Raw genomic sequence first — 19,544 nt, 5'->3', positions numbered from 1 at the left:
GCTTAAAGTGCCCGTTTTTAAACATTTTCCTAATTTGGCACCAACTTCAAGCTGTTATTTTTTGTAAAAAACGCAAAGCTTGATAGTAAGAATTTTCATAGCAACCTGATAGGCAATCAAAAATACTTGCCTTAAATCAACGCTATATAGAATAGATTTTTCAGTTCTGCAAGACTTTTTTGCGGCACTTATTATTTATAAAAGCGCCAAAATGCGCCCTAAGGATTAGAGTAGCTAACCGAGAGGTTACCTAATCGCTCTAACAAAAAACACAGGGTCTGGCCATTTAAGGCAGGTTAATTGCTGCTTGTGAGGTTGTTTTAATCAAACAAACCCCAAGGCAATATAAATGAAAAGAATGTTAATTAATGCAATGCAGCTAGAAGAGATGCGCGTTGCATTGGTCGATGGCCAGCGGCTATACGACTTAGACATAGAAAGTCCTGGTCACGAACAGAAAAAAGCGAATATCTACAAAGGTAAAATTACTCGCGTAGAGCCTAGTTTAGAAGCTGCATTTGTTGACTATGGCGCAGAACGTCATGGCTTCCTTCCCATGAAGGAAATAGCTAAAGAATACTTCCCCGAAGGCTATGTTTATCAAGGCCGCCCCAGTATTAAGGAAGTGATCAAGGAAGGCCAAGAGGTCATCGTTCAAATCGATAAAGAAGAACGTGGCAACAAAGGCGCGGCCTTGACCACTTTTATAAGTTTGGCGGGTAGCTATCTGGTTTTAATGCCAAATAATCCGCGTGCCGGAGGCATCTCTCGTCGTATCGAAGGTGATGAGCGAACCCAATTAAAAGAATCGATGAACGGATTAGAGCTACCTAAAGGTATGGGCTTAATCGTTCGTACTGCGGGTGTTGGTAAGTCAGCTGAAGAATTACAGTGGGACCTAAAAGTTCTACTTAATCATTGGGGTGCAATTATTGATGCATCCAAGTCAAAACAAGCCCCATTTTTAATTCACCAAGAAAGTAACGTGATTGTTCGGGCTATTCGTGATTACCTTCGTCGCGATGTTGGTGAGATCTTAATTGATAACAAAACTATCTTTGAACAAGCGAAAAAACATATCGACTTGGTTCGCCCCGACTTCGTTAATCGCGTGAAACGCTACGAAGGCGAAGTACCAATGTTCAATCATTATCAGATCGAATCACAAATTGAGTCTGCATTTCAGCGTGAAGTTCGCCTTCCTTCTGGCGGTTCCATTGTAATTGACCCGACCGAAGCCTTAACTTCTATTGATATTAACTCGGCCCGAGCGACAAAAGGCGGAGATATTGAAGAAACAGCCTTACAAACCAACTTAGAAGCTGCAGATGAAATAGCTCGTCAACTTCGTTTGCGTGACCTTGGTGGCTTGGTGGTTATCGACTTCATCGATATGACACCTGTTAGAAATCAGCGAGAAGTCGAAAATCGCTTCCGTGACGCCATCCGTCAAGATCGTGCGCGAGTGCAAATTGGTCGAATTTCTCGCTTTGGTTTATTGGAAATGTCTCGACAACGCTTACGCCCTTCTTTGGGGGAATCTAGCACCCACATTTGTCCTCGTTGTAGTGGTCAAGGTACTATTCGAGATAATGAATCTTTGGCGCTTTCGATCCTCCGTTTATTTGAAGAAGAAGCGTTAAAAGAAAACACCTCTGAAGTACACGCTCAAGTACCAGTGCCAGTCGCCGCTTATTTATTGAATGAGAAACGGGTCGCGATTAACAAACTAGAAAAACGTCATGATGTTCGCTTGATTATTATCCCAAATCAGCACATGGAAACACCACATTATGATGTGACTCGGGTTCGTAGTGGCGAAGAGACTCAAGAAACCAGTTATCAATTGACCGCTGAAAATCCATCTCCGGTATATCAACCAAATCAAGTAGCCAAGGAAAAAACTGAGGCAGAACAACCCGTTTTACAAGGCTTTTCTGCTCCAGCGGCCCCTGCCCCGACTGCAGCGCCTAAGCCTTTAGCTAAGAGCCCTAAAGCTGAAGTCCAACAAACCAGCGGACCTTCTCTGGGCGCCCGTATCGTTGCTTTTATTTCTGGCCTATTTAAAACCGAAGAAGCACCGGCTGCTAAACCAGCGCCACGCAGTCAGTCGAATGAGAAGGACAAGCGTAATCCTCGACGCAATAATCCTAGAAATGATAAGCGCAATGGCAAAACCCAAGAGCGAACAGAGCGCAGCCGCGGCGAAAACAGCAGCAACAACCGTCGCCGTAAAGAACCGCGGAATAATAAAGGTGGACGCAACAACGCACTAAACGATGAAGCAAAAGCAAGCGTAAACACTTCGAATACTGCCGTTGCAGAAAAATCGCAAGTATCTAAAGCGCCAAAAGAAGCGGCTGCACCAAAAGAGCAACGCGTAAAAGAACGTAGAGAACGTCGTAATTTGCGTAAAAAAGTGCGTATGACAACTGAAGTATCCGAAGAACTCAGCCAAAGCGCATCGGTTGCAGAAAAGGTTAGTCAAGAGATTACACCAAAAGCAAAGGCAAAAGCTAAAGCGGCAGAATCAACTTCACTTGAAAATACGCTAAACGCAACTGAGACTGAACAAGCAGAAGTAGTTAAACCTAAACGCCGTCGTCGTTCTTCAAGCAATGCTGGGCGTAAACGCTTTAATGACTTACCAAAAGCGGAAACTAACGCAGAAGCCGTCGATTCACGTTACCCAGAAGCAGAAGCACCTGCAGACACAGCGAAAGCCGAAGCACCTGCAGAAACAGCGAAAGCTGAAGCACCTGCAGAAACAGCGAAAGCTGAAGCACCTGTAGAAACAGCGAAAGCTGAAGCACCTGTAGCAGCAGCGAAAGCTGAAGCACCTGCAGAAACAGCTAAAGCTGAAGCACCTGCAGAAACAGCTAAAGCTGAAGCACCTGTGGAAACAGCGAAAGCCGAAGCACCTGCAGAAACAGCGAAAGCTGAAGCACCTGCAGAAACAGCGAAAGCCGAAGCACCAGCAGAAACAGCGAAAGCTGAAGCGCCTGTGGAAACAGCGAAAGCTGAAGCGCCTGTGGCAACAGCGAAAGCTGAAGCACCTGTGGAAACAGCGAAAGCTGAAGCGCCTGTGGAAACAGCGAAAGCTGAAGCGCCTGTGGCAACAGTGAAAGCTGAAGCACCTGCAGCAGCAGCGAAAGCTGAAGCACCTGCAGAAACAGCGAAAGCCGAAGCACCTGCAGAAACAGCGAAAGCCGAAGCACCTGCAGCAGCAGCGAAAGCTGAAGCACCTGCAGAAACAGCGGAAGCTGAAGCACCTGCAGAAACAGCGAAAGCAGAAGCACCTGTGGAAACAGTGAAAGCTGAAGCACCTGCAGACACAGCGAAAGCTGAAGCGCCTGTGGAAACAGTGAAAGCCGAAGCACCGGCAAAAGCGATTGTTAAAGCGAAACGTAGTAATCGCGGGAAACTAAAGCCTAGCCCTGTCGACACCAAGGGCAGCGCTTCTGCTGCTATGGCAAAACCTGCAGCTCCGGTAGTAAGGTCAGCCCCTGTGCAGGAAGAAGTGAAAAAACCTTATGTTCGTAAGCCGATTAAAACTGGGACGCGACGCATATCAAGCAGCAGTTCAACCAGTTCGTCACAAAGCCCAATGACGAAGCCGAATAAATAGTTTTAAACGGTATAACAAAAAGGCCAGCATATGCTGGCCTTTTTTAATACATCTATTTTTATAGATTCGTTGGTCTTTAAAGTTTTAGTCTGGTAATGAGGCCATCGCTAGCTTGCTCTATTAGTCCCAAAACTTGTTTAAACCCTTGTACGCTGCCGTAATATGGGTCTGGTACTTCTTCGATATCCAGACCACCAGAGGGCAACAACAGCGCTAACTTGTGGCTATAATGACTAGGGCAATGTTGTTGCAAGTAACTAAGATTTTTTTTATCCGATGCAAGAATCAAATCAAATTTCGTAAAATCTTTATCAGCAACCTTACGCGAACGGATCCCTTTAAAGTTATAGCCTTTCTCCTCTGCAACTCTCATCGCTCTAGGATCTGGCTTATCACCACGGTGGTAATCGGTGGTGCCAGCCGAATCAACTTTAACCTTCAACGCTTGCTGTTTAAATTTCTCTCTGAGTACCGCTTCTGCGGTTGTCGAGCGACAAATATTGCCCATACAAACAACAAGAATCGATTTGACACCATTTAATTTATCCACTCAGTTCCCTTTACTCGCACCATCAGACCATTATAAAAGTTCTATTCCATTGGTAATAATGTATGCCTCTATTTAAAGAAGCTACCTAAACTATCCAATAATTTTTTATTACCTTCTTTTCCACCTAAGGCTTTATTCAACTCTTTATTCAGTGCTTCCTTCGCTTGGCCTTCAAGTAATTTCTTCATATCTAACTGCACTTTTGGTTGCGTCCAAGATCCACTGATTTTCAAAGGAATATCTAAACCTGCTAAATCATTAGAAGCCCCCTGTCCCTCTAAACTGGCAACAACCTTGGTAATAAAACTAAAATCTAAGCTTTCGTTAACTAAATGAGTTTTCCCTTTGCCATCAACCCTTAATAAGGGGGATACCATTTGAGCCTTAGTAACCGAAGCCAATGACTGACCGAGTTTGGTATGAATAACCAGTTCACTAAAATCAGTTTTTTGCTCTTGTTGAGCTTGTTGCTTATCACCCCCTTTTAAGGATACCGTTGCAGCTCGGATCATTTGTGGAATATTAATGCCATAAATTGCACCGTCACTAAAAGTCGCATTAATCGGTCCACTAATCCGCTGCTTGACCGCCATCGAAGTCAGCCCCTTACCTTTTAGGTTAAGGTCGACATCTAATTTTCCAGCAACAAACTCAAAGTTAGCAGCATCACTTAACAAAGGCTGAGCTTTCACTCCAGACAATTTAGCCGACATTGAATAACTCGCTTGCTTCTCATTGCCATTCACAAGCGCGCTGCTATCCAGTTTGCCGCCATAAAGATCTGCGCTTAACTGCTTAAGGCTTAACACGCCACTTTTAATGACTAAGTGCTGCTTAATATTTTCCAAATGTAATTTTTGGTGCTGCAGCTTCGTAATGGTCAAACGCCCGTCGAGATTAATTGTTTTAAGCGCACTCAGATCAGGTTCCTGTTCAGTGCCAGAAGTCTGCTCAGGCGAAGTTTTAACCGCATCAGTTTGTTGAGCGTCTTGGCTAGGACTAATGAACGCAGAAGTATCTAGTAATGGGATCATCAGGTTAAAGCTCAAACTTGGTATGGCATCGCTAAGCTGTAAACGACTGCTACCGCTAAGTTGAGTCTTACCATCAATATCGACGTTCAATGAAGATAGTTCGGCTATTTTCTGTGAAACCAAGTATTCCAAGTTCAGGTTAGACTGAATATTCATTTTACCATTCGGAATCGCATCACCATTTATTTCAAGGTTATTGTCTAAGTCTTTCACTGACAAACTTGAAAAATCTTTAGTGACAAACAAAATGCCGTGAGCTTGCTGTATTAAACTTAACTCTCCGTCGCTGTATTGGCTGGTCAATTCAAAACGATTGTCTTTACCAAGTTCTAAACCCTCTAACTTAAAGTCAATTGGGCCTACTTTTTGTGTCTTATTAGTTTTTAAATCAATCAGTTCAATGTTGGCATCTTTAATCACAAGTCCCGATAAGCTGATATTCCAAGGACTTGCTGCTTCCGTTGCGACTTGCTCGCTAGGAGCTTGACTGACCGACGGCTCTGTTTGAGATGCTGCGTCGCCAGTTTTGGTCAAATCATCCAAATTGCTTGAGCCGTCAGCATTGGTTTGATAACGAAAAGATAAACCGGAAAGCGAAATCTCACCCAAATCAATAGTCTTACTAAATAGGGGCATGAGTGCGACCGACATTTCTGCACCGTCAATGCTCAATGTTTCCCCTTGACCAAAGTTAGGATGATCTAATAAATGAAGCGAGCCTAACTGAAAACCAATACTTGGGAAAAAACGCCAAGATAAATCGCCATCAATCACCAGCTCTCTGCCAGTGGCCTCCTTGGTCTTACTTACAATAAGCTGTTTAACATCGTTGGTATCAACCAAAGAGACAGCAATCACTACCACAACGAGCAGCAACACAACGATAGCAATAAAGCCATATAGCAACTTCTTCATAACTTTCCCTACTTATAAAAGCGCTTGAATAATATGTAAATGACAATTAGATAATAATAAACTTTGTGATACTGCGTGTACTTTGTTTAGTAAAACAAGTGAATAGCACTCAAGATCCCAGTAAATGACGTATTTTACTTTTAATAATATCGATCGCGATTCGGTTTTTACCGCCACGAGGCACAATCACATCGGCATACTGCTTGGACGGTTCAATAAATTGCAAATACATTGGTCGTACCGTGTTGTGATACTGAGCCAATACCGAATCGAGAGTACGACCTCGCTCTTTAATGTCTCGCTGAATACGACGAGCCAGGCAAATATCTAAAGGTGTATCGACAAAAATACTGATATCCAGTTGTTCTCGAATCGCTGGGTCGGTAAACAAAAGTATACCTTCTAATACAATAATCTTAGTCGGCCACACCGTTTTTGTTTCGCTCATTCGATTGTTGACTGTGTAATTGTATTGCGGGCGCTCGATGGTTTGCCCCTGTTTAAGCGCTTGTAAATGTGTTGCTAATAAGGCGTGATCCATCGATTTAGGGTGGTCATAATTGGTCAGTTTACGCTTTTCCCTTGGAATATGGCTCTGATCATTGTAATAACTGTCTTCATTGATAACTGCAATACAACTATCACCGAGTTCATTACGAATATCACTTACTATCGTTTTAGAAAATAGGCTTTTACCGGATGCAGACGCCCCCGATATCCCGATAACGACAACATGATGATTTTGATTTTGCATTGAATTGACCTAAAATTTTTGCCGCAATTATAGGTGGTAAGCGTCGATTAGTCATTAGACTAATCGCTTTGTATCAGTGATTTATCATATATTAAACGCCCTTCCCTCTGCTCATACCAGCGAACAGTTTGAATTTTAGGTGGTGCACTATTTCGCGGCAATAGCGTTCATAAATTGACCCTTGAAGCAGCATCATGACTAAGCGCTATATCGTAAGTCATATCAATTCATCTATATCACAAAGCACTGAGCACAATTAGATGAAACGAAGTGTAGATTGCTCATAAATACAGCATTTTTTGAGAATTCATCTGGATTACTAGATTAGATAGGAACAGCCGTGCTCAAATCATCCATAAACGACTGTAAACCAAGCTTCAAAGGCCAACAGCCTCTAGGCATAAACCTTTGCTTAAGGTAGTATTACATCCCTTGATTCCCCTGTTTATTGACTGAGCTTACAGTAGATCACATGACAAACGAACAACGAGAAATTCTGGTCACCAGCGCTTTACCCTATGCCAATGGACCCATTCACCTTGGCCATTTATTAGAATATATTCAAACGGATATATGGGTTCGTTTCCAAAAGTTACGCGGTCATACCTGCACTTATGTGTGTGCCGATGATGCCCACGGAACGCCAATCATGCTAAAAGCTCAGCAGATGGGCATTAGCCCTGAAGAAATGATCAATCAGGTTCATAGCGAACATAGTGCCGACTTTAAAGAATTCAACATTGCGTTTGATAACTATCACTCTACGCACAGCCCTGAGAATAAAATTTTATCAGAAGATATCTATAGTCGATTGAACCAAGCCGGTCACATAAAAACGCGGACTATTTCTCAACTATACGACCCTGAGAAAAACATGTTTTTGCCCGATCGATTTGTTAAAGGAACCTGCCCTAAATGTGGCAGCGACGATCAAAATGGCGACAACTGTGATAATTGCGGCGCAACCTATAGCCCAGCTGATCTAGTTTCACCTAAATCGGTAGTTTCAGGTGCCGAACCGGTCCTCAAAGATTCCGAGCACTACTTCTTTGATTTGCCAGCCTTTCAGAAAATGCTGAAAGATTGGACTGTATCTGGATCGCTGCAGGATGAAATGTCTAACAAACTAAGCGAATGGTTTGAACAAGGCTTGCAACAATGGGACATCAGTCGCGATGCACCGTACTTTGGTTTCCAAATACCAGAGACCGACGATAAATACTTTTATGTTTGGCTCGATGCGCCGATTGGTTATATGGGCAGCTTTAAGAATTTATGTGACAAACGTGACGATTTAGATTTTGCTCATTATTGGAACCAAGACTCAAAAGCAGAAGTTTATCACTTCATCGGTAAAGACATTATTTACTTCCACAGTCTGTTTTGGCCGGCAATGTTAGAAGGTGCAGGTTACCGTAAACCAACCAGTGTTTACGCGCATGGTTTCGTCACGGTGAATGGTGCCAAAATGTCTAAGTCTCGTGGTACCTTTATTAAGGCGCGCACTTATTTGGATCATCTAGATCCTGAGTATTTACGCTACTATTATGCAGCCAAATTAAACAATAAAATCGATGATTTAGATTTAAATCTTGAAGATTTTGCGCAGCGGGTTAATTCCGATTTAGTTGGCAAGGTGATCAACATCGCCAGTCGTACTGCTGGCTTTATTAGTAAACGTTTTGACTCCCGTTTGTCTAGCGAACTGATTAATCCGGGCTTATTAAAAGAATTTACCGATGCAGAGCAAACCATCGCCGCACTCTATGAAGATCGTGAGTTTGGTAAGGCGATGCGAGAAATTATGGCGCTGGCTGATAAAGCTAATCAATATATTGCCGAAGAAGCACCATGGCAACTTGCCAAACAAGAAGACACCTTAGAGCGTGCGCATCAAGTCTGCTCTATGGGGATCCACTTATTTAAAGTGCTGATCACTTACCTCAAACCGGTTCTCCCAGAACTATCAATTAAAGTGGAAAAGTTCCTCAATGTTGAATTGAAGTGGAATGAAATTGGCGAGCACTTGGTGGGTTGTGAAATACAAAGCTTTAAGGCCTTGATGCAACGTATCGACATGAGCATAGTTGAAGCCATGGTTGAGGCCTCAAAAGACAACTTACAGGCATCGAGCCAAACCACCACTGAAACAGAAACCGCGACACCGGCCAAGTCTGTCGAAATTGAACCAATTGCAGAAACTATCAGTTTTGATGATTTCGCAAAAATTGATTTACGGATCGCTCGTATCGTTAAAGCGGAACATGTGGAAAAAGCCGAAAAGCTGCTTCGCCTCGAACTCGATATTGGTGGTGAAAATCGCCAGGTATTTGCGGGGATTAAATCCGCTTATTCCCCTGAAGACCTAGAAGGTAAGTTAACCGTAATGGTGGCAAATCTTGCACCTAGAAAAATGCGCTTTGGTAATTCTGAAGGTATGGTGTTAGCCGCTGGACCGGGTGGAAAAGATTTATGGATCTTAAGTCCCGATGATGGTGCTCAACCGGGCATGCGAGTCATGTAATTTACCGACGATTGGTCATCAATCAATGGTTCTATCCGAGTCTAAGGGCTCGGATTTTTTATCTTTAAAATAAGTGACACTTGCCTTATAACAATATAACTAATTGTCGGTTCATTGTTGCTGCCTAAATCACCGTTCACTGCATGATGAACCTTATGATTAAAGCGACTAGTTACGCCCTTCATACCTGTTTATCGGCAGATTTATTCTACGCAATAAGTTGGTCATATAACCAACCAAATTAGTATTAACAAAACGATTAACGACTATGTTTTAAACGTCGTAATTTTCGATAAAGCGTATTACGGCTGATCCCTAGCAGTCTGGCACTCTGGCTAATGTTGCCATGGCAACGTTGATAAACCTGTAGGATATTCTCATCAATCGTCTGCTTTAAACCCACCTCTCCAGAAAGTCTATCTTCAGCTGGATGACCAAGTTGCTGTTGCAGAGACTCCGGTAAATCATCCCATTGTAATAACTTTTGATGTTCCGCCATCAAACAAGCAACCTGCATAAAATTATCTAATTCACGCAGATTTCCCGGCCATTGATATGCGCAGAGAATAGCCAGTAACTGAGGACAAATACGTTGACCTGCATGGCAATGCTGCAAATGGATCTGTTCGATCATCTGTTGAATATCTCGACGCTCGCGTAATGCTGGTAAAGTTAGCTGAAATCCATTTAAACGATAATATAAATCCTCTCTAAATAATCCCTGCTGTACTCGTTGTTTCAAATTTACGTGGGTAGCGGCAACCACTTGAACATCGACCGCAATCGCTTGATGTCCACCCACCGGGACCACTTCACGCTCTTGCAATACTCTCAATAAACGAGTTTGTGCCGATAAAGACATTTCACCAATTTCATCCAGAAATAGAAACCCACCTGCCGCTTGACGAATTTTTCCCAAAGCGCCTTTTGGAGCGGCACCGGTAAAAGCACCAGCTTGATAACCAAATAGTTCACTTTCGACTAAGTCGTGCGGCAAGGCCGCGCAGTTCACGGCTTGTAAAACGTGATTCGCGCGTTGGCTAGCCTGATGCAGACGTTTTACAAATTGCTCTTTACCGACCCCTGTTTCCCCATAAATTAACAAAGGAATAGATTTCTCGATCACCTTGAGAGCATGCAGCCAAGCGCGTTGAATTGATGGTTCTTTAAAACCTGAAAGTTTTGGCTGTGCCGGAGGCCTCGCATGCACAAATTTAGGTGTGCTTAAGGTTTTAGTCTGCATATGTAAGCGCAAGTTAGCTGAGCGCACCTTGCTTAACCACTGCTCGCCTAAATGAGTCGTCAAACTCTGGCCCACTTCGAGTTGTTTGATCAACTGGCGAGCCATTGGGTTATGACCCAATACTTTACCTTCTTCATCGGCCACGACAATCCCCTGCCAGCCAGAATGAAGCAAATGCGGTTGCGCAGCTAAGTCAATCCGGTAAACACTTTGGGGGAGTCGACACAGCAAGGCAATCTCAACTTGTTGGGCGAGACTCGCAACTAAAGACATAGCTTGTTGGTTATGGCGCTGTTGTTCACTGGTGATATCTAACACTGCGACCATCTCGCCCTGTGGAGAAAAGATTGGACAGGCACTACAGCTCATAAAGCGATGGTGTTTAATATAATGCTGTTCACCAACCACAGATACTGCTTGTCCGATCGCGATAGCGGTGCCAATGGCATTGGTCCCTTTATACTGCTCTAACCAGTTCACACCAGACTCAAGAGCCACATTCGCGAGTTTATCGGCGAACTTGTCTATTCCCCAATGATCAATCACAAAACCATCTATATCAGACAAAATCAATCGACAAGACGTGTGGGCCATCAATTGCTCAAATAATGGATAGGCATAAGTTTTTACTAATTGAATCAGATCGTCATACCGTTGGTGGCGCATTTTTAATTCAGCCTTGGCTAAACGAAGTTCGTCTGGTGAATAACTCTCCGATAAGCCCGCATTTTGGCTTCTTAACCAAGAGGCATTAAGTGAATTGGGCAGTTGGTACTTTACGCTCATAACACTGTTCCAAAATGTAACACATTGTATGTGCCAGAATATAACAGTGTGACAGCCCACCTGATGACTCAACAACCAGCCCGCCACACCTTGAGAAAATAGTTTATTTTACCAATCATAACTTTACATTTCATTAACAACAAGTCCTGATTAATTGGTTCATCACTTGCAATACGCTGATTAAGTGCAATATATCAGCACCCACAAAAGCAACAACTTGATAACAAAAAGTAAATTATAGAAGGATTTGACGATGCTATATGCGCAGCCAGGAACCGAAGGTTCATTGATTACTTTTAAAGAACAATACGACAATTTTATCGGTGGTCGGTGGGTCCCACCCAAAAATGGACAATATTTTGAGAATCGTTCACCGGTCAACGGTGAAGTCTATTGCAAGGTCGCTCGTTCCGATGCTCAAGATGTCGGTTTAGCACTCGATGCCGCTCATGCAGCAAGTGCGGGCTGGGGCAAAACTTCGGTCGCAGATCGCTCTAAGGTCTTATTAAAAATAGCCGATCGCGTCGAACAACATTTAGAATCGCTTGCTGTTGCCGAAACTTGGGGAAACGGTAAAGCAATCCGCGAAACATTGAACGCAGACATACCACTATTTGTTGATCACTTCCGCTATTTCGCGGGCTGTATTCGAGCCCAAGAAGGTGGTGCTGCCGATATAGATTCAACCACTGTCAGTTATCACTTTCCCGAACCTTTAGGCGTTGTAGGACAGATTATTCCTTGGAACTTCCCTTTACTCATGGCGGCATGGAAACTAGCGCCAGCACTTGCTGCTGGTAACTGTGTGGTATTAAAACCCGCAGAACAAACCCCGGTATCGATTATGGTACTCATGGAGCTAATTGAAGATCTAGTGCCTGTCGGAGTGATTAACGTGATCAACGGCTTTGGTGCTGAAGCTGGGCAAGCACTGGCAATCAGTAAGCGTATCGCCAAGTTAGCCTTTACCGGCTCCACTGAAGTTGGTCAGCATATATTAAAATGTGCCGCCGATTCACTGATCCCCTCAACGGTTGAACTTGGCGGAAAATCGCCCAATATCTATTTTGCCGACGTGATGGCTCATGAAGATGACTATTTGGATAAAGCTGTGGAAGGTATGCTACTCGCATTTTTCAATCAAGGGGAAGTTTGTACCTGCCCTTCCCGCGCGTTGATCCAAGAATCCATTTATGATCAATTTATGCAACGAGTCCTAGAGCGTGTAAAAACCATCAAGCAAGGGGATCCACTTGATCTGACAACTCAAGTGGGGGCTCAAGTTTCTAAAGAACAACTGGATAAAATTCTCAGTTATTTTGAGATCGGCCGCAATGAGGGTGCAGAGTTATTAACGGGTGGTGATACCTGTAAGTTACCCGGTCAACATAACAACGGTTACTTTGTGAGTCCCACGATTTTAAAAGGGACTAATGACATGCGGATCTTTCAGGAGGAAATATTTGGACCGGTGATTTCGGTCACCACGTTTAAAGATGAAGCCGACGCCTTACGTATCGCCAACGATACCGAGTATGGTTTAGGCGCAGGCGTGTGGACCCGCGATATCAATTTAGCACAACGAATGGGGCGAAATATCCAAGCTGGTCGCGTGTGGGTAAATTGCTACCACGCCTACGCCGCACATGCTGCTTTTGGTGGCTACAAACGTTCCGGTATCGGTCGTGAAACCCACAAAATAGCCCTCTCACATTACCAAAATACTAAAAATATGTTGGTTAGTTACGACGTGAACCCGCTGGGTTTCTTCTAAAAACAAATAAGCTTAGCCAATAGCAAACAGTGGCAAAGTATGTAAAGCCACTGTTTGTTATTCATTACAAAATAATTCGGAAGTGAAACACAGAAGAACAGCTAATAGCAGACAAAGTTGGTTTTGGATTTTTGATCGATAGAAATAAATTCCAAAGTCTCCACCTCAGACACCCGGCCAAGCGGTGATGCATGATATAAAAATGAAATAAGTTGCTCCAAATTGGTTTGTTTTCCTTCGGCAAATATTTCAACATCACCGTTTGCCAAATTCTTAGCGTAACCAACAATATCTGATTTACTTGCTTGTTGCATCACATGATATCGATAGCCTACGCCTTGAACATGACCTTTAACAACCGCCATTAAACGATAATTTCTCATACTACCTCATTAACGAAGTCGCACAGTCTAACTGCGAATAGTCAAAACTCAAGCCCTCAACAGAAGGCCTATCCAGAGGCACTTTGCAGTGTTCCAAATCCAAACGAAAATAACGTTGTAACTGATAATGGGGGTTCAGTATCTCTATTTCTTCAAAACCAAACTGACCCAAGGTCCAACGAAGTCGTTGGTCTTGGCAATTGCAAATAAGACTCAGCAATGTATATCCTTTTTTTAAGGCACTGCAACGCGCCCAATCCACCATTGCCTTGGCAATACCTTGACCCGCAAATTCTCGTTTAACGGTTAGCTTATGCATAAATAAGCTTTCGCGTTTTTCTTCTAAACCGACATCAATAATTCCACTGTTTTTGTCTAAAATCATCGCGGCGACAGGTTTACCAGCAATATACCCCATATACATCTCATCTAAACGATGACTTGCTAACATGGAGTGAGGAGTGATGTGATGGCATTTCCACAAGGTTTCCCCCCGTGACTCAAACCAAGACGCAGCTTCCATCAATAACTCACAAAATTGATAAAGCTCGATGCTGGAAATAGCACGAACGACTAGATTCGGACTCGGCTCTGTGGACATATAAACTTCCTTGAAAATATTCTGGCCTAAATTTGCCACATCTGTAACAAACCAGTTAAATCATAGCTGTATTATGTTAATCCGCAACATAAAAAATAACAAGCCGTTAACTTTTGACAGTTTCACATTTAATATTATTAAATCAACCATTCATAGTACATTAAACTAATGCGTGTTCGCTATACTTAAGCAAAATCAAAGGCGAGTTAGTTATACAGTATTTTCGACTAAATTGTTTTTTTAATGAATTCCCTGCCCCTACAGTCAAAGATACGATAATCTTGTTATATTAATAATCAAGCACTCATATATAGGAAAATCAATGGATTGTTGTCACCAACCTGGACTATTGCCACTGGAACAAGCCAAAGCACTGCTCAATGAAAATGTAAAAGTAATCACCAAGACTGAAATGGTCGGTTTAGATTCAGCCTTAAACCGAGTGCTCGCTGCTGATCTTATTTCACCATTGAATATCCCTCCCTTCGATAACAGTGCCATGGACGGTTACGCACTATGTGTGAGTCACTTACCGGCCAATCAACAACTTCCGCTCAGTGAAAAGGTGTTTGCCGGAGACGTAAACAAACACCAACTTAAACCAAAGCACTGTGTCAGGATCATGACCGGAGCACCTCTACCATGCGGTGCCGATGCAGTCGAAATGCAAGAAAATACCAGTGTCGATGGTTCTCTGATTACCTTTAAACAGCCAATATCCATCGGGAATAATATCCGAAAAATGGGAGAGGATATCACTCAAGGGCAAATCGTGATTAGCGCGAATACTTTGCTCAATTCAAGTCATATTGGCCTATTAGCCAGCTTAGGGTTCGATCAAATTGCGGTGCAAACTCGTCTGAAAGTAGCGCTGATGTCCACAGGAGATGAACTTATCGCCCCCGGCAATCCGTTAAGTCATGGGCAAATTTATGACAGTAATCGCTTTGCAATTAAAGCGATGCTAGAACGCTTACCTGTTGAAGTGCTCGATTTTGGGCTTATTCCAGATCAACATTCATTGATCAAACAAGCATTCGAGCAAGCAGACCAACAGGCTGATATTGTGATCTGTAGTGGCGGCGTATCAGTTGGTGAAGCAGATTATACAAAATTGGTGCTGGACGAACTGGGAGAGATCGGATTTTGGAAAGTGGCAATGAAACCGGGTAAGCCTTTCGCTTTTGGCCAGTTAAAAGAGTCTTACTTTATTGGCCTTCCCGGCAACCCAGTTTCCGCTTACATTACTTTTTACAAATTGGCCTTGCTTGTCATTGCAAAGGCAAGTGCCTGGAATTATCAAGCGCCACCGCAAATCAGCGCTCAAACGACGACAGCGTTGAAAAAACGTCCCGGAAGACTCGATTTCCAGCGTGGTATTGTGAGTACAGATGCGCAAGGGCAGCTGCAAGTATCCCCCACAGGAAATCAAGGCAGCGCTATTTTTAGCAGCCTTAGTCAAGCAAACTGTTTTATCGTGTTAGAACAAGAGCGTGGCAAGGTGATGGCAGGAGAATGGGTCAAAATAGAGCTATTCGCCAGCCCCATGATTTAATGCTAGGTTTGATCTCTATCTCGATGCTAGGTGCTCCACTAAACAAGGCAAAGCTTATGAAAGCTTAGCCGTTAACCAACAAGGCATTAGAATCGCAAAATGAAGGACCATCAGTGTAAGGCTATAGGTTGAAGCCCTTAAAGCTTTACCATTTACTTGTGGCACGTAAATCAGACTGTCTCGCATCGAGCCAAGATTCGCCCTGCTGACCACGTTCCTTTTTCCAAAATGTAGCTTGTGTCTTTAAGTAATCCATGATGAATTGACACGCGGCAAATGACGTTTCGCGGTGTTCACTATTCACTCCAACAAACACAATCTGTTGGTTAACTTCCAAATCCCCCACTCGATGGATAATATTAGCATCTTGGATCGGCCAACGTTGTTTGGCCTGCTCAACAATATCAGCCAGCTGCTTTTCGGTCATCCCGGGATAGTGCTCAAGATGCAAGCTGTCGACTTGCTCTCCAAGATTCATATCCCGCACTAAACCGACAAAAAACACAATCGAGCCGGTGTGGCAATTGGTTGCCAAACGTTGGTATTCGGCGCCTACATCGAAATCTTGTTGCTGAACTTTAATCATCTAACCACCTGTAACGGGAGGGAAAAATGCGACTTCGTCACCAGCATGTAAAGCCACATCGTGGTTTACATGCTGGTGATTAACGGCCATTAATAACGCTGGATCTTGCAATGCAGTCCAGCGAGAGCCTAGGCTCAAAAGCTGCTGTTTTAGTGTGGCAGTGTCGCCGCCATTGGTGAGTTCGATAGTCACCGCCGATTGGCCGAGCTGATCTTTTAAGCGAGCAAAAAATAACACCTTAATTAACATTTATTTTCCTCACGGCCACTCACTTGGAAAGAACCAGACTTACCGCCATGTTTTTCAAGTAATCGAATATCTTGAATGACAATATCCTTTTGAATCGCTTTACACATATCATAAATAGTTAATGCTGCAACGCTAGCAGCAGTTAAAGCTTCCATCTCGACCCCAGTTACGCCGCTTAATTTAACAGTACTTACAATCAAGATCTCTCGACGAGATGCATCTAAAGTTAAATCGACACTCACTTTGCTCAGCATCAAGGGGTGACAAAGCGGGATTAAATCGGAAGTTTTTTTAGCCGCTTGAATACCTGCAATACGAGCACAAGCAAAAACATCTCCTTTGTGCTGCTCTGCACCTAATAAATTATCAACCACCTGCTGGTTAACCAATACTAAAGCCTGAGCCTTGGCCACGCGGCTGGTCGCTATCTTATCAGAGACATCAACCATGATAGCTTCGCCAGAAGCATTAATATGACTAAATTTACTCATCCAAAATCACCTGATATGGGGCACAAAGTTACAAGGCTTGTGGGTACTATTAAGTTGTTCTAAAAGTATTTTTTGCCATGCGGTCTTACAGGCATTGGTTGACCCTGGGACACAAAAAATCACAGTCTTATTGGCAAAACCTGCTAAAGCACGACTTTGCACCGTAGATGTGCCTATTTCTTGATAAGAAATACTCCGGAACAATTCGCCAAAGCCTTCAATGTCTTTATCAAATAATACGCTCATAGCTTCCGGAGTATTATCTCTAGCAGTAAAGCCTGTTCCGCCAGTGCTAATCACACAATCAATCTCAGACGAAGCAATCCATTGGCTGACAATCGCGCGAATTTGATAAACATCGTCAATTACGATGTGCTTATCCGCTAACCGGTGTCCTGCTTGCTGAAGTGCCTCCGCAAGATATTGGCCGGAACTATCGGTAGCTTCATTACGGGTATCTGAAACCGTAAGTACCGCAATATTTAAGAATGTTTGTTGAACGGTAGCCAAATGGCTCATGAGTGTTCTCCATTGGTTTTTTGGGCCGCTTGCCATTGGTCGGGCGTATTAGTATTGACCATCACTGTTTGATATTCAGCGGGTAACTCAATGACGTTTGCACCAATCGCTGAACTAAAGGCAACAATTGAAGCGCGCTTGGGATCTTGTTCATCTAGCAGCGAGCGTAAGATCGATTCTGTTTGTTGATTCCGAACCACATAAAGTGGAAACATACTATTTTGGCAATAGGCACTCCGATTGGTTTGCTGAAAGCATGCCAATAATTGACGGAGGACCACATCGGACAGTAATGGCATATCAACCGGTACAAATAAAAACGCTGGCGACTCCAACTGATTTAAACAACTATAAATACCTGACAAAGGGCCGCGGGAAATATCAATATCCACGATACACTGATAGCCCGGATATTGGCCGCTCACATATACTGCAGAGCCAAGCAGCCTTTGTAATTGTTCAACCTTGGTCTGCAATAGAGTTTTGCCCTGCCAGTGAAGAAGCGCTTTGTCGCGCCCCATCCTGCTAGAGCGCCCGCCTGCAAGTACTACCCCGATAATTGCCTGCATAAATAACGACTCATCAATCCTTTTGTTGCATCGGCTTGCTCACCATAATAATGCCTATTTAGCGTAATGATTAAAAGTATTAATATAATATAAACTTATTGGTGTTTCTCTTGTTCGGCTCAGCGGCCAATTTAAGGGCCTTGGCTAAAGGGATAAACGGAAATGACGTGACTTCAACCTTCCCGATGACTCACAATGATACATCATCGTTAACAACTAACCGCCTATTGACGCTAAATGAGGGGTGGCGCCAGTATTACCATCATGAAGGAAGTGAGTCCCTTTTTTACTCAACAAGGCTTGTTCAATTCGTTGAGTTAAAGCGGCCTGCTGTAATGGGGAGTTCAACAAATCACGTAGTTCAATCCCCTCTTCACCAAACAAACACAGATGCAACCGCCCTTGAGAAGAGACTCGTAATCGATTGCACGTACTACAAAAATCTTTAGCATAGGGCATGATTAAACCAACCTTACCGGCGTAATCTGGATGGTAAAAAACCTCAGCAGGACCGGCATTATGGGCTCTTATCTGCGCTTGCCATCCGCGTGACAGCAGTTGCTGTTTAAATCCCGTCCCAGCAATATGATGTTGTTCAAAATATTCGGGATTTGCCCCTATTTCCATCACTTCAATAAAGCGGACTTCGACCGGACGGTGTTTGATCCAGTTTAGATATTGTTCAAAGCCATGTTTTGCAAGCTGCTTAATCAACACCGCGTTCAATTTTATAGAGCGAAAACCTTGGTTGAGAGCCTCGTCAACCCCCGCCATAACTTTCACAAAGCTGTTGGTGCCAGTAATCGCAGCAAATTGACGCGGGTCCAAACTATCAACACTAATATTAATATGGTTTAAGCCGGCTTGTCTCCATTGCTTGGCATGTTTAGCTAATTTAAAACCATTGGTGGTCATCGCCAAGTGCTCAATTCCCTCGGTTTGGGAACAGATTTCGATCACTTCGACTAAGTCTTTGCGTAAGCTGGGTTCACCGCCAGTTAAACGGATCTTATTGGTGCCTAAGTCTGCAAAACAACGCGCGAGCAACGCGATCTCCGACAGCTTAAGTTCGCTTTTAGGCGTATCGCAATGATAGCCATCGGGAAGACAGTAGTTGCACTTAAAATTACAAACTTCAGTGAGCGAAAGCCGCAAATAGCTAAACTGTCGGGAAAATGAATCCGATAACATAAATCAACCTTTCCAAATGCGGGAGGCAAAGGCATTTCTGTCCTTTACCCTGCTTAGACTATTGCTAAGGGTCTAAACGCCATATCGTTATGACTTAGGTCGATTTAGACTTCGGTGATTGCTGAATGCTAAGCAATAAATCGCTGTTTGTTAAGTAATTTATTTCGAGTGATGGGTTTATGTAACATGCTT

16 protein-coding genes and 1 riboswitch are annotated in these 19,544 nt (G+C 43.4%); of the genes, 4 read left to right on the top strand and 12 right to left on the bottom strand.

The window, feature by feature from the left end; translation table 11 throughout:
- Nucleotides 1-349 precede the first annotated feature (349 nt).
- On the top strand, nt 350-3,628 hold the full coding sequence (gene rne, locus ACRRSY_RS10755) for a ribonuclease E (protein ID WP_432463154.1): 3,279 nt from the start codon (nt 350-352) through the stop codon (nt 3,626-3,628).
- Nucleotides 3,629-3,704: 76 nt separating this feature from the next.
- Here rne and ACRRSY_RS10750 read toward each other — a convergent pair whose 3' ends face one another.
- The 3 genes from ACRRSY_RS10750 to udk all read right to left on the bottom strand — a co-directional run bounded on the left by ACRRSY_RS10750 (nt 3,705) and on the right by udk (nt 6,881).
- The gene (locus ACRRSY_RS10750) at nt 3,705-4,136 is read right to left on the bottom strand and encodes a low molecular weight protein-tyrosine-phosphatase (RefSeq protein WP_432456178.1); all 432 of its coding nucleotides are present in this window, start codon (nt 4,134-4,136) and stop codon (nt 3,705-3,707) included.
- A 110-nt stretch (nt 4,137-4,246) separates the two neighbouring features.
- The gene (locus ACRRSY_RS10745) at nt 4,247-6,127 is read right to left on the bottom strand and encodes an AsmA family protein (protein ID WP_432463153.1); all 1,881 of its coding nucleotides are present in this window, start codon (nt 6,125-6,127) and stop codon (nt 4,247-4,249) included.
- A 109-nt stretch (nt 6,128-6,236) separates the two neighbouring features.
- The gene (udk, locus tag ACRRSY_RS10740) at nt 6,237-6,881 is read right to left on the bottom strand and encodes a uridine kinase (RefSeq protein ID WP_432453029.1); all 645 of its coding nucleotides are present in this window, start codon (nt 6,879-6,881) and stop codon (nt 6,237-6,239) included.
- A gap of 472 nt (nt 6,882-7,353) precedes the next feature.
- On the opposite strand from udk, the gene metG reads away from it, so the two are divergent.
- Nucleotides 7,354-9,405, top strand: coding sequence for a methionine--tRNA ligase (gene metG, locus ACRRSY_RS10735; protein WP_432453028.1), 2,052 nt, complete (start codon nt 7,354-7,356; stop codon nt 9,403-9,405).
- 259 nt (nt 9,406-9,664) lie between these two features.
- On the opposite strand, the gene ACRRSY_RS10730 is transcribed toward metG, so the two are convergent.
- The gene (locus tag ACRRSY_RS10730; protein ID WP_432453026.1) at nt 9,665-11,434 is read right to left on the bottom strand and encodes a sigma-54-dependent Fis family transcriptional regulator; all 1,770 of its coding nucleotides are present in this window, start codon (nt 11,432-11,434) and stop codon (nt 9,665-9,667) included.
- 253 nt (nt 11,435-11,687) lie between these two features.
- Here ACRRSY_RS10730 and exaC point away from each other — a divergent pair, with 253 nt between their 5' ends.
- Nucleotides 11,688-13,208, top strand: coding sequence for an acetaldehyde dehydrogenase ExaC (gene exaC, locus ACRRSY_RS10725; protein WP_432453025.1), 1,521 nt, complete (start codon nt 11,688-11,690; stop codon nt 13,206-13,208).
- 101 nt (nt 13,209-13,309) lie between these two features.
- Here the strand turns inward: exaC and ACRRSY_RS10720 are convergent, their stop codons facing one another.
- Together ACRRSY_RS10720 and ACRRSY_RS10715 are read right to left on the bottom strand one after the other, a co-directional pair.
- Complete coding sequence (locus ACRRSY_RS10720; RefSeq protein WP_432453024.1) at nt 13,310-13,591, bottom strand: acylphosphatase; 282 nt, start codon at nt 13,589-13,591, stop codon at nt 13,310-13,312.
- A 1-nt stretch (nt 13,592) separates the two neighbouring features.
- Nucleotides 13,593-14,192 (bottom strand): GNAT family N-acetyltransferase, encoded by a 600-nt coding sequence (locus tag ACRRSY_RS10715; protein WP_432453023.1) that lies wholly within the window; start codon nt 14,190-14,192, stop codon nt 13,593-13,595.
- A gap of 322 nt (nt 14,193-14,514) precedes the next feature.
- Between ACRRSY_RS10715 and moeA the strand changes: the two genes are divergently transcribed.
- A complete protein-coding gene (gene moeA / locus ACRRSY_RS10710) occupies nt 14,515-15,747 on the top strand; it encodes a molybdopterin molybdotransferase MoeA (RefSeq protein ID WP_432453022.1) in 1,233 nt (410 codons plus the stop codon).
- A gap of 145 nt (nt 15,748-15,892) precedes the next feature.
- Here the strand turns inward: moeA and moaE are convergent, their stop codons facing one another.
- From moaE to moaA, 6 genes are all read right to left on the bottom strand, one after another.
- On the bottom strand, nt 15,893-16,333 hold the full coding sequence (moaE, locus tag ACRRSY_RS10705) for a molybdopterin synthase catalytic subunit MoaE (protein WP_432453021.1): 441 nt from the start codon (nt 16,331-16,333) through the stop codon (nt 15,893-15,895).
- Nucleotides 16,334-16,582 carry a molybdopterin converting factor subunit 1 gene (gene moaD / locus ACRRSY_RS10700; RefSeq protein WP_432453020.1) on the bottom strand — a complete coding sequence of 83 codons (249 nt, stop codon included), beginning with the start codon at nt 16,580-16,582 and terminating at the stop codon, nt 16,334-16,336. It abuts the gene before it with no gap.
- Nucleotides 16,576-17,073, bottom strand: a complete 498-nt coding sequence (gene moaC / locus ACRRSY_RS10695; protein ID WP_432453019.1) for a cyclic pyranopterin monophosphate synthase MoaC — start codon at nt 17,071-17,073, stop codon at nt 16,576-16,578. Before moaC ends, moaD begins: the two co-directional genes overlap by 7 nt.
- Nucleotides 17,074-17,079: 6 nt before the next feature.
- Nucleotides 17,080-17,592 (bottom strand): molybdenum cofactor biosynthesis protein B, encoded by a 513-nt coding sequence (gene moaB / locus ACRRSY_RS10690; protein WP_432453018.1) that lies wholly within the window; start codon nt 17,590-17,592, stop codon nt 17,080-17,082.
- The gene (mobA, locus tag ACRRSY_RS10685) at nt 17,589-18,161 is read right to left on the bottom strand and encodes a molybdenum cofactor guanylyltransferase (protein WP_432453017.1); all 573 of its coding nucleotides are present in this window, start codon (nt 18,159-18,161) and stop codon (nt 17,589-17,591) included. Before mobA ends, moaB begins: the two co-directional genes overlap by 4 nt.
- A 216-nt stretch (nt 18,162-18,377) precedes the next feature.
- Nucleotides 18,378-19,352 carry a GTP 3',8-cyclase MoaA gene (gene moaA, locus ACRRSY_RS10680; protein ID WP_432453016.1) on the bottom strand — a complete coding sequence of 325 codons (975 nt, stop codon included), beginning with the start codon at nt 19,350-19,352 and terminating at the stop codon, nt 18,378-18,380.
- Nucleotides 19,341-19,481: riboswitch (molybdenum cofactor riboswitch) on the bottom strand. (Overlaps the previous gene by 12 nt.)
- Nucleotides 19,482-19,544 lie beyond the last annotated feature (63 nt).

Origin of the sequence: Agarivorans sp. QJM3NY_33 (assembly GCF_050870865.2) — a bacterium.
GTDB lineage: Bacteria > Pseudomonadota > Gammaproteobacteria > Enterobacterales > Celerinatantimonadaceae > Agarivorans.
This window is presented reverse-complemented; position numbering and strand designations above follow the sequence as displayed.

What these genes read in the sequence shown, in the direction of transcription:
- rne (WP_432463154.1), top strand. Translation starts at nt 350, where the DNA reads ATGAAAAGAATGTTAATTAATGCAATGCAGCTAGAAGAGATGCGCGTT.
- ACRRSY_RS10750 (WP_432456178.1), bottom strand. Translation starts at nt 4,136, where the DNA reads ATGGGCAATATTTGTCGCTCGACAACCGCAGAAGCGGTACTCAGAGAG.
- ACRRSY_RS10745 (WP_432463153.1), bottom strand. Translation starts at nt 6,127, where the DNA reads ATGAAGAAGTTGCTATATGGCTTTATTGCTATCGTTGTGTTGCTGCTC.
- udk (WP_432453029.1), bottom strand. Translation starts at nt 6,881, where the DNA reads ATGCAAAATCAAAATCATCATGTTGTCGTTATCGGGATATCGGGGGCG.
- metG (WP_432453028.1), top strand. Translation starts at nt 7,354, where the DNA reads ATGACAAACGAACAACGAGAAATTCTGGTCACCAGCGCTTTACCCTAT.
- ACRRSY_RS10730 (WP_432453026.1), bottom strand. Translation starts at nt 11,434, where the DNA reads ATGAGCGTAAAGTACCAACTGCCCAATTCACTTAATGCCTCTTGGTTA.
- exaC (WP_432453025.1), top strand. Translation starts at nt 11,688, where the DNA reads ATGCTATATGCGCAGCCAGGAACCGAAGGTTCATTGATTACTTTTAAA.
- ACRRSY_RS10720 (WP_432453024.1), bottom strand. Translation starts at nt 13,591, where the DNA reads ATGAGAAATTATCGTTTAATGGCGGTTGTTAAAGGTCATGTTCAAGGC.
- ACRRSY_RS10715 (WP_432453023.1), bottom strand. Translation starts at nt 14,192, where the DNA reads ATGTCCACAGAGCCGAGTCCGAATCTAGTCGTTCGTGCTATTTCCAGC.
- moeA (WP_432453022.1), top strand. Translation starts at nt 14,515, where the DNA reads ATGGATTGTTGTCACCAACCTGGACTATTGCCACTGGAACAAGCCAAA.
- moaE (WP_432453021.1), bottom strand. Translation starts at nt 16,333, where the DNA reads ATGATTAAAGTTCAGCAACAAGATTTCGATGTAGGCGCCGAATACCAA.
- moaD (WP_432453020.1), bottom strand. Translation starts at nt 16,582, where the DNA reads ATGTTAATTAAGGTGTTATTTTTTGCTCGCTTAAAAGATCAGCTCGGC.
- moaC (WP_432453019.1), bottom strand. Translation starts at nt 17,073, where the DNA reads ATGAGTAAATTTAGTCATATTAATGCTTCTGGCGAAGCTATCATGGTT.
- moaB (WP_432453018.1), bottom strand. Translation starts at nt 17,592, where the DNA reads ATGAGCCATTTGGCTACCGTTCAACAAACATTCTTAAATATTGCGGTA.
- mobA (WP_432453017.1), bottom strand. Translation starts at nt 18,161, where the DNA reads ATGCAGGCAATTATCGGGGTAGTACTTGCAGGCGGGCGCTCTAGCAGG.
- moaA (WP_432453016.1), bottom strand. Translation starts at nt 19,352, where the DNA reads ATGTTATCGGATTCATTTTCCCGACAGTTTAGCTATTTGCGGCTTTCG.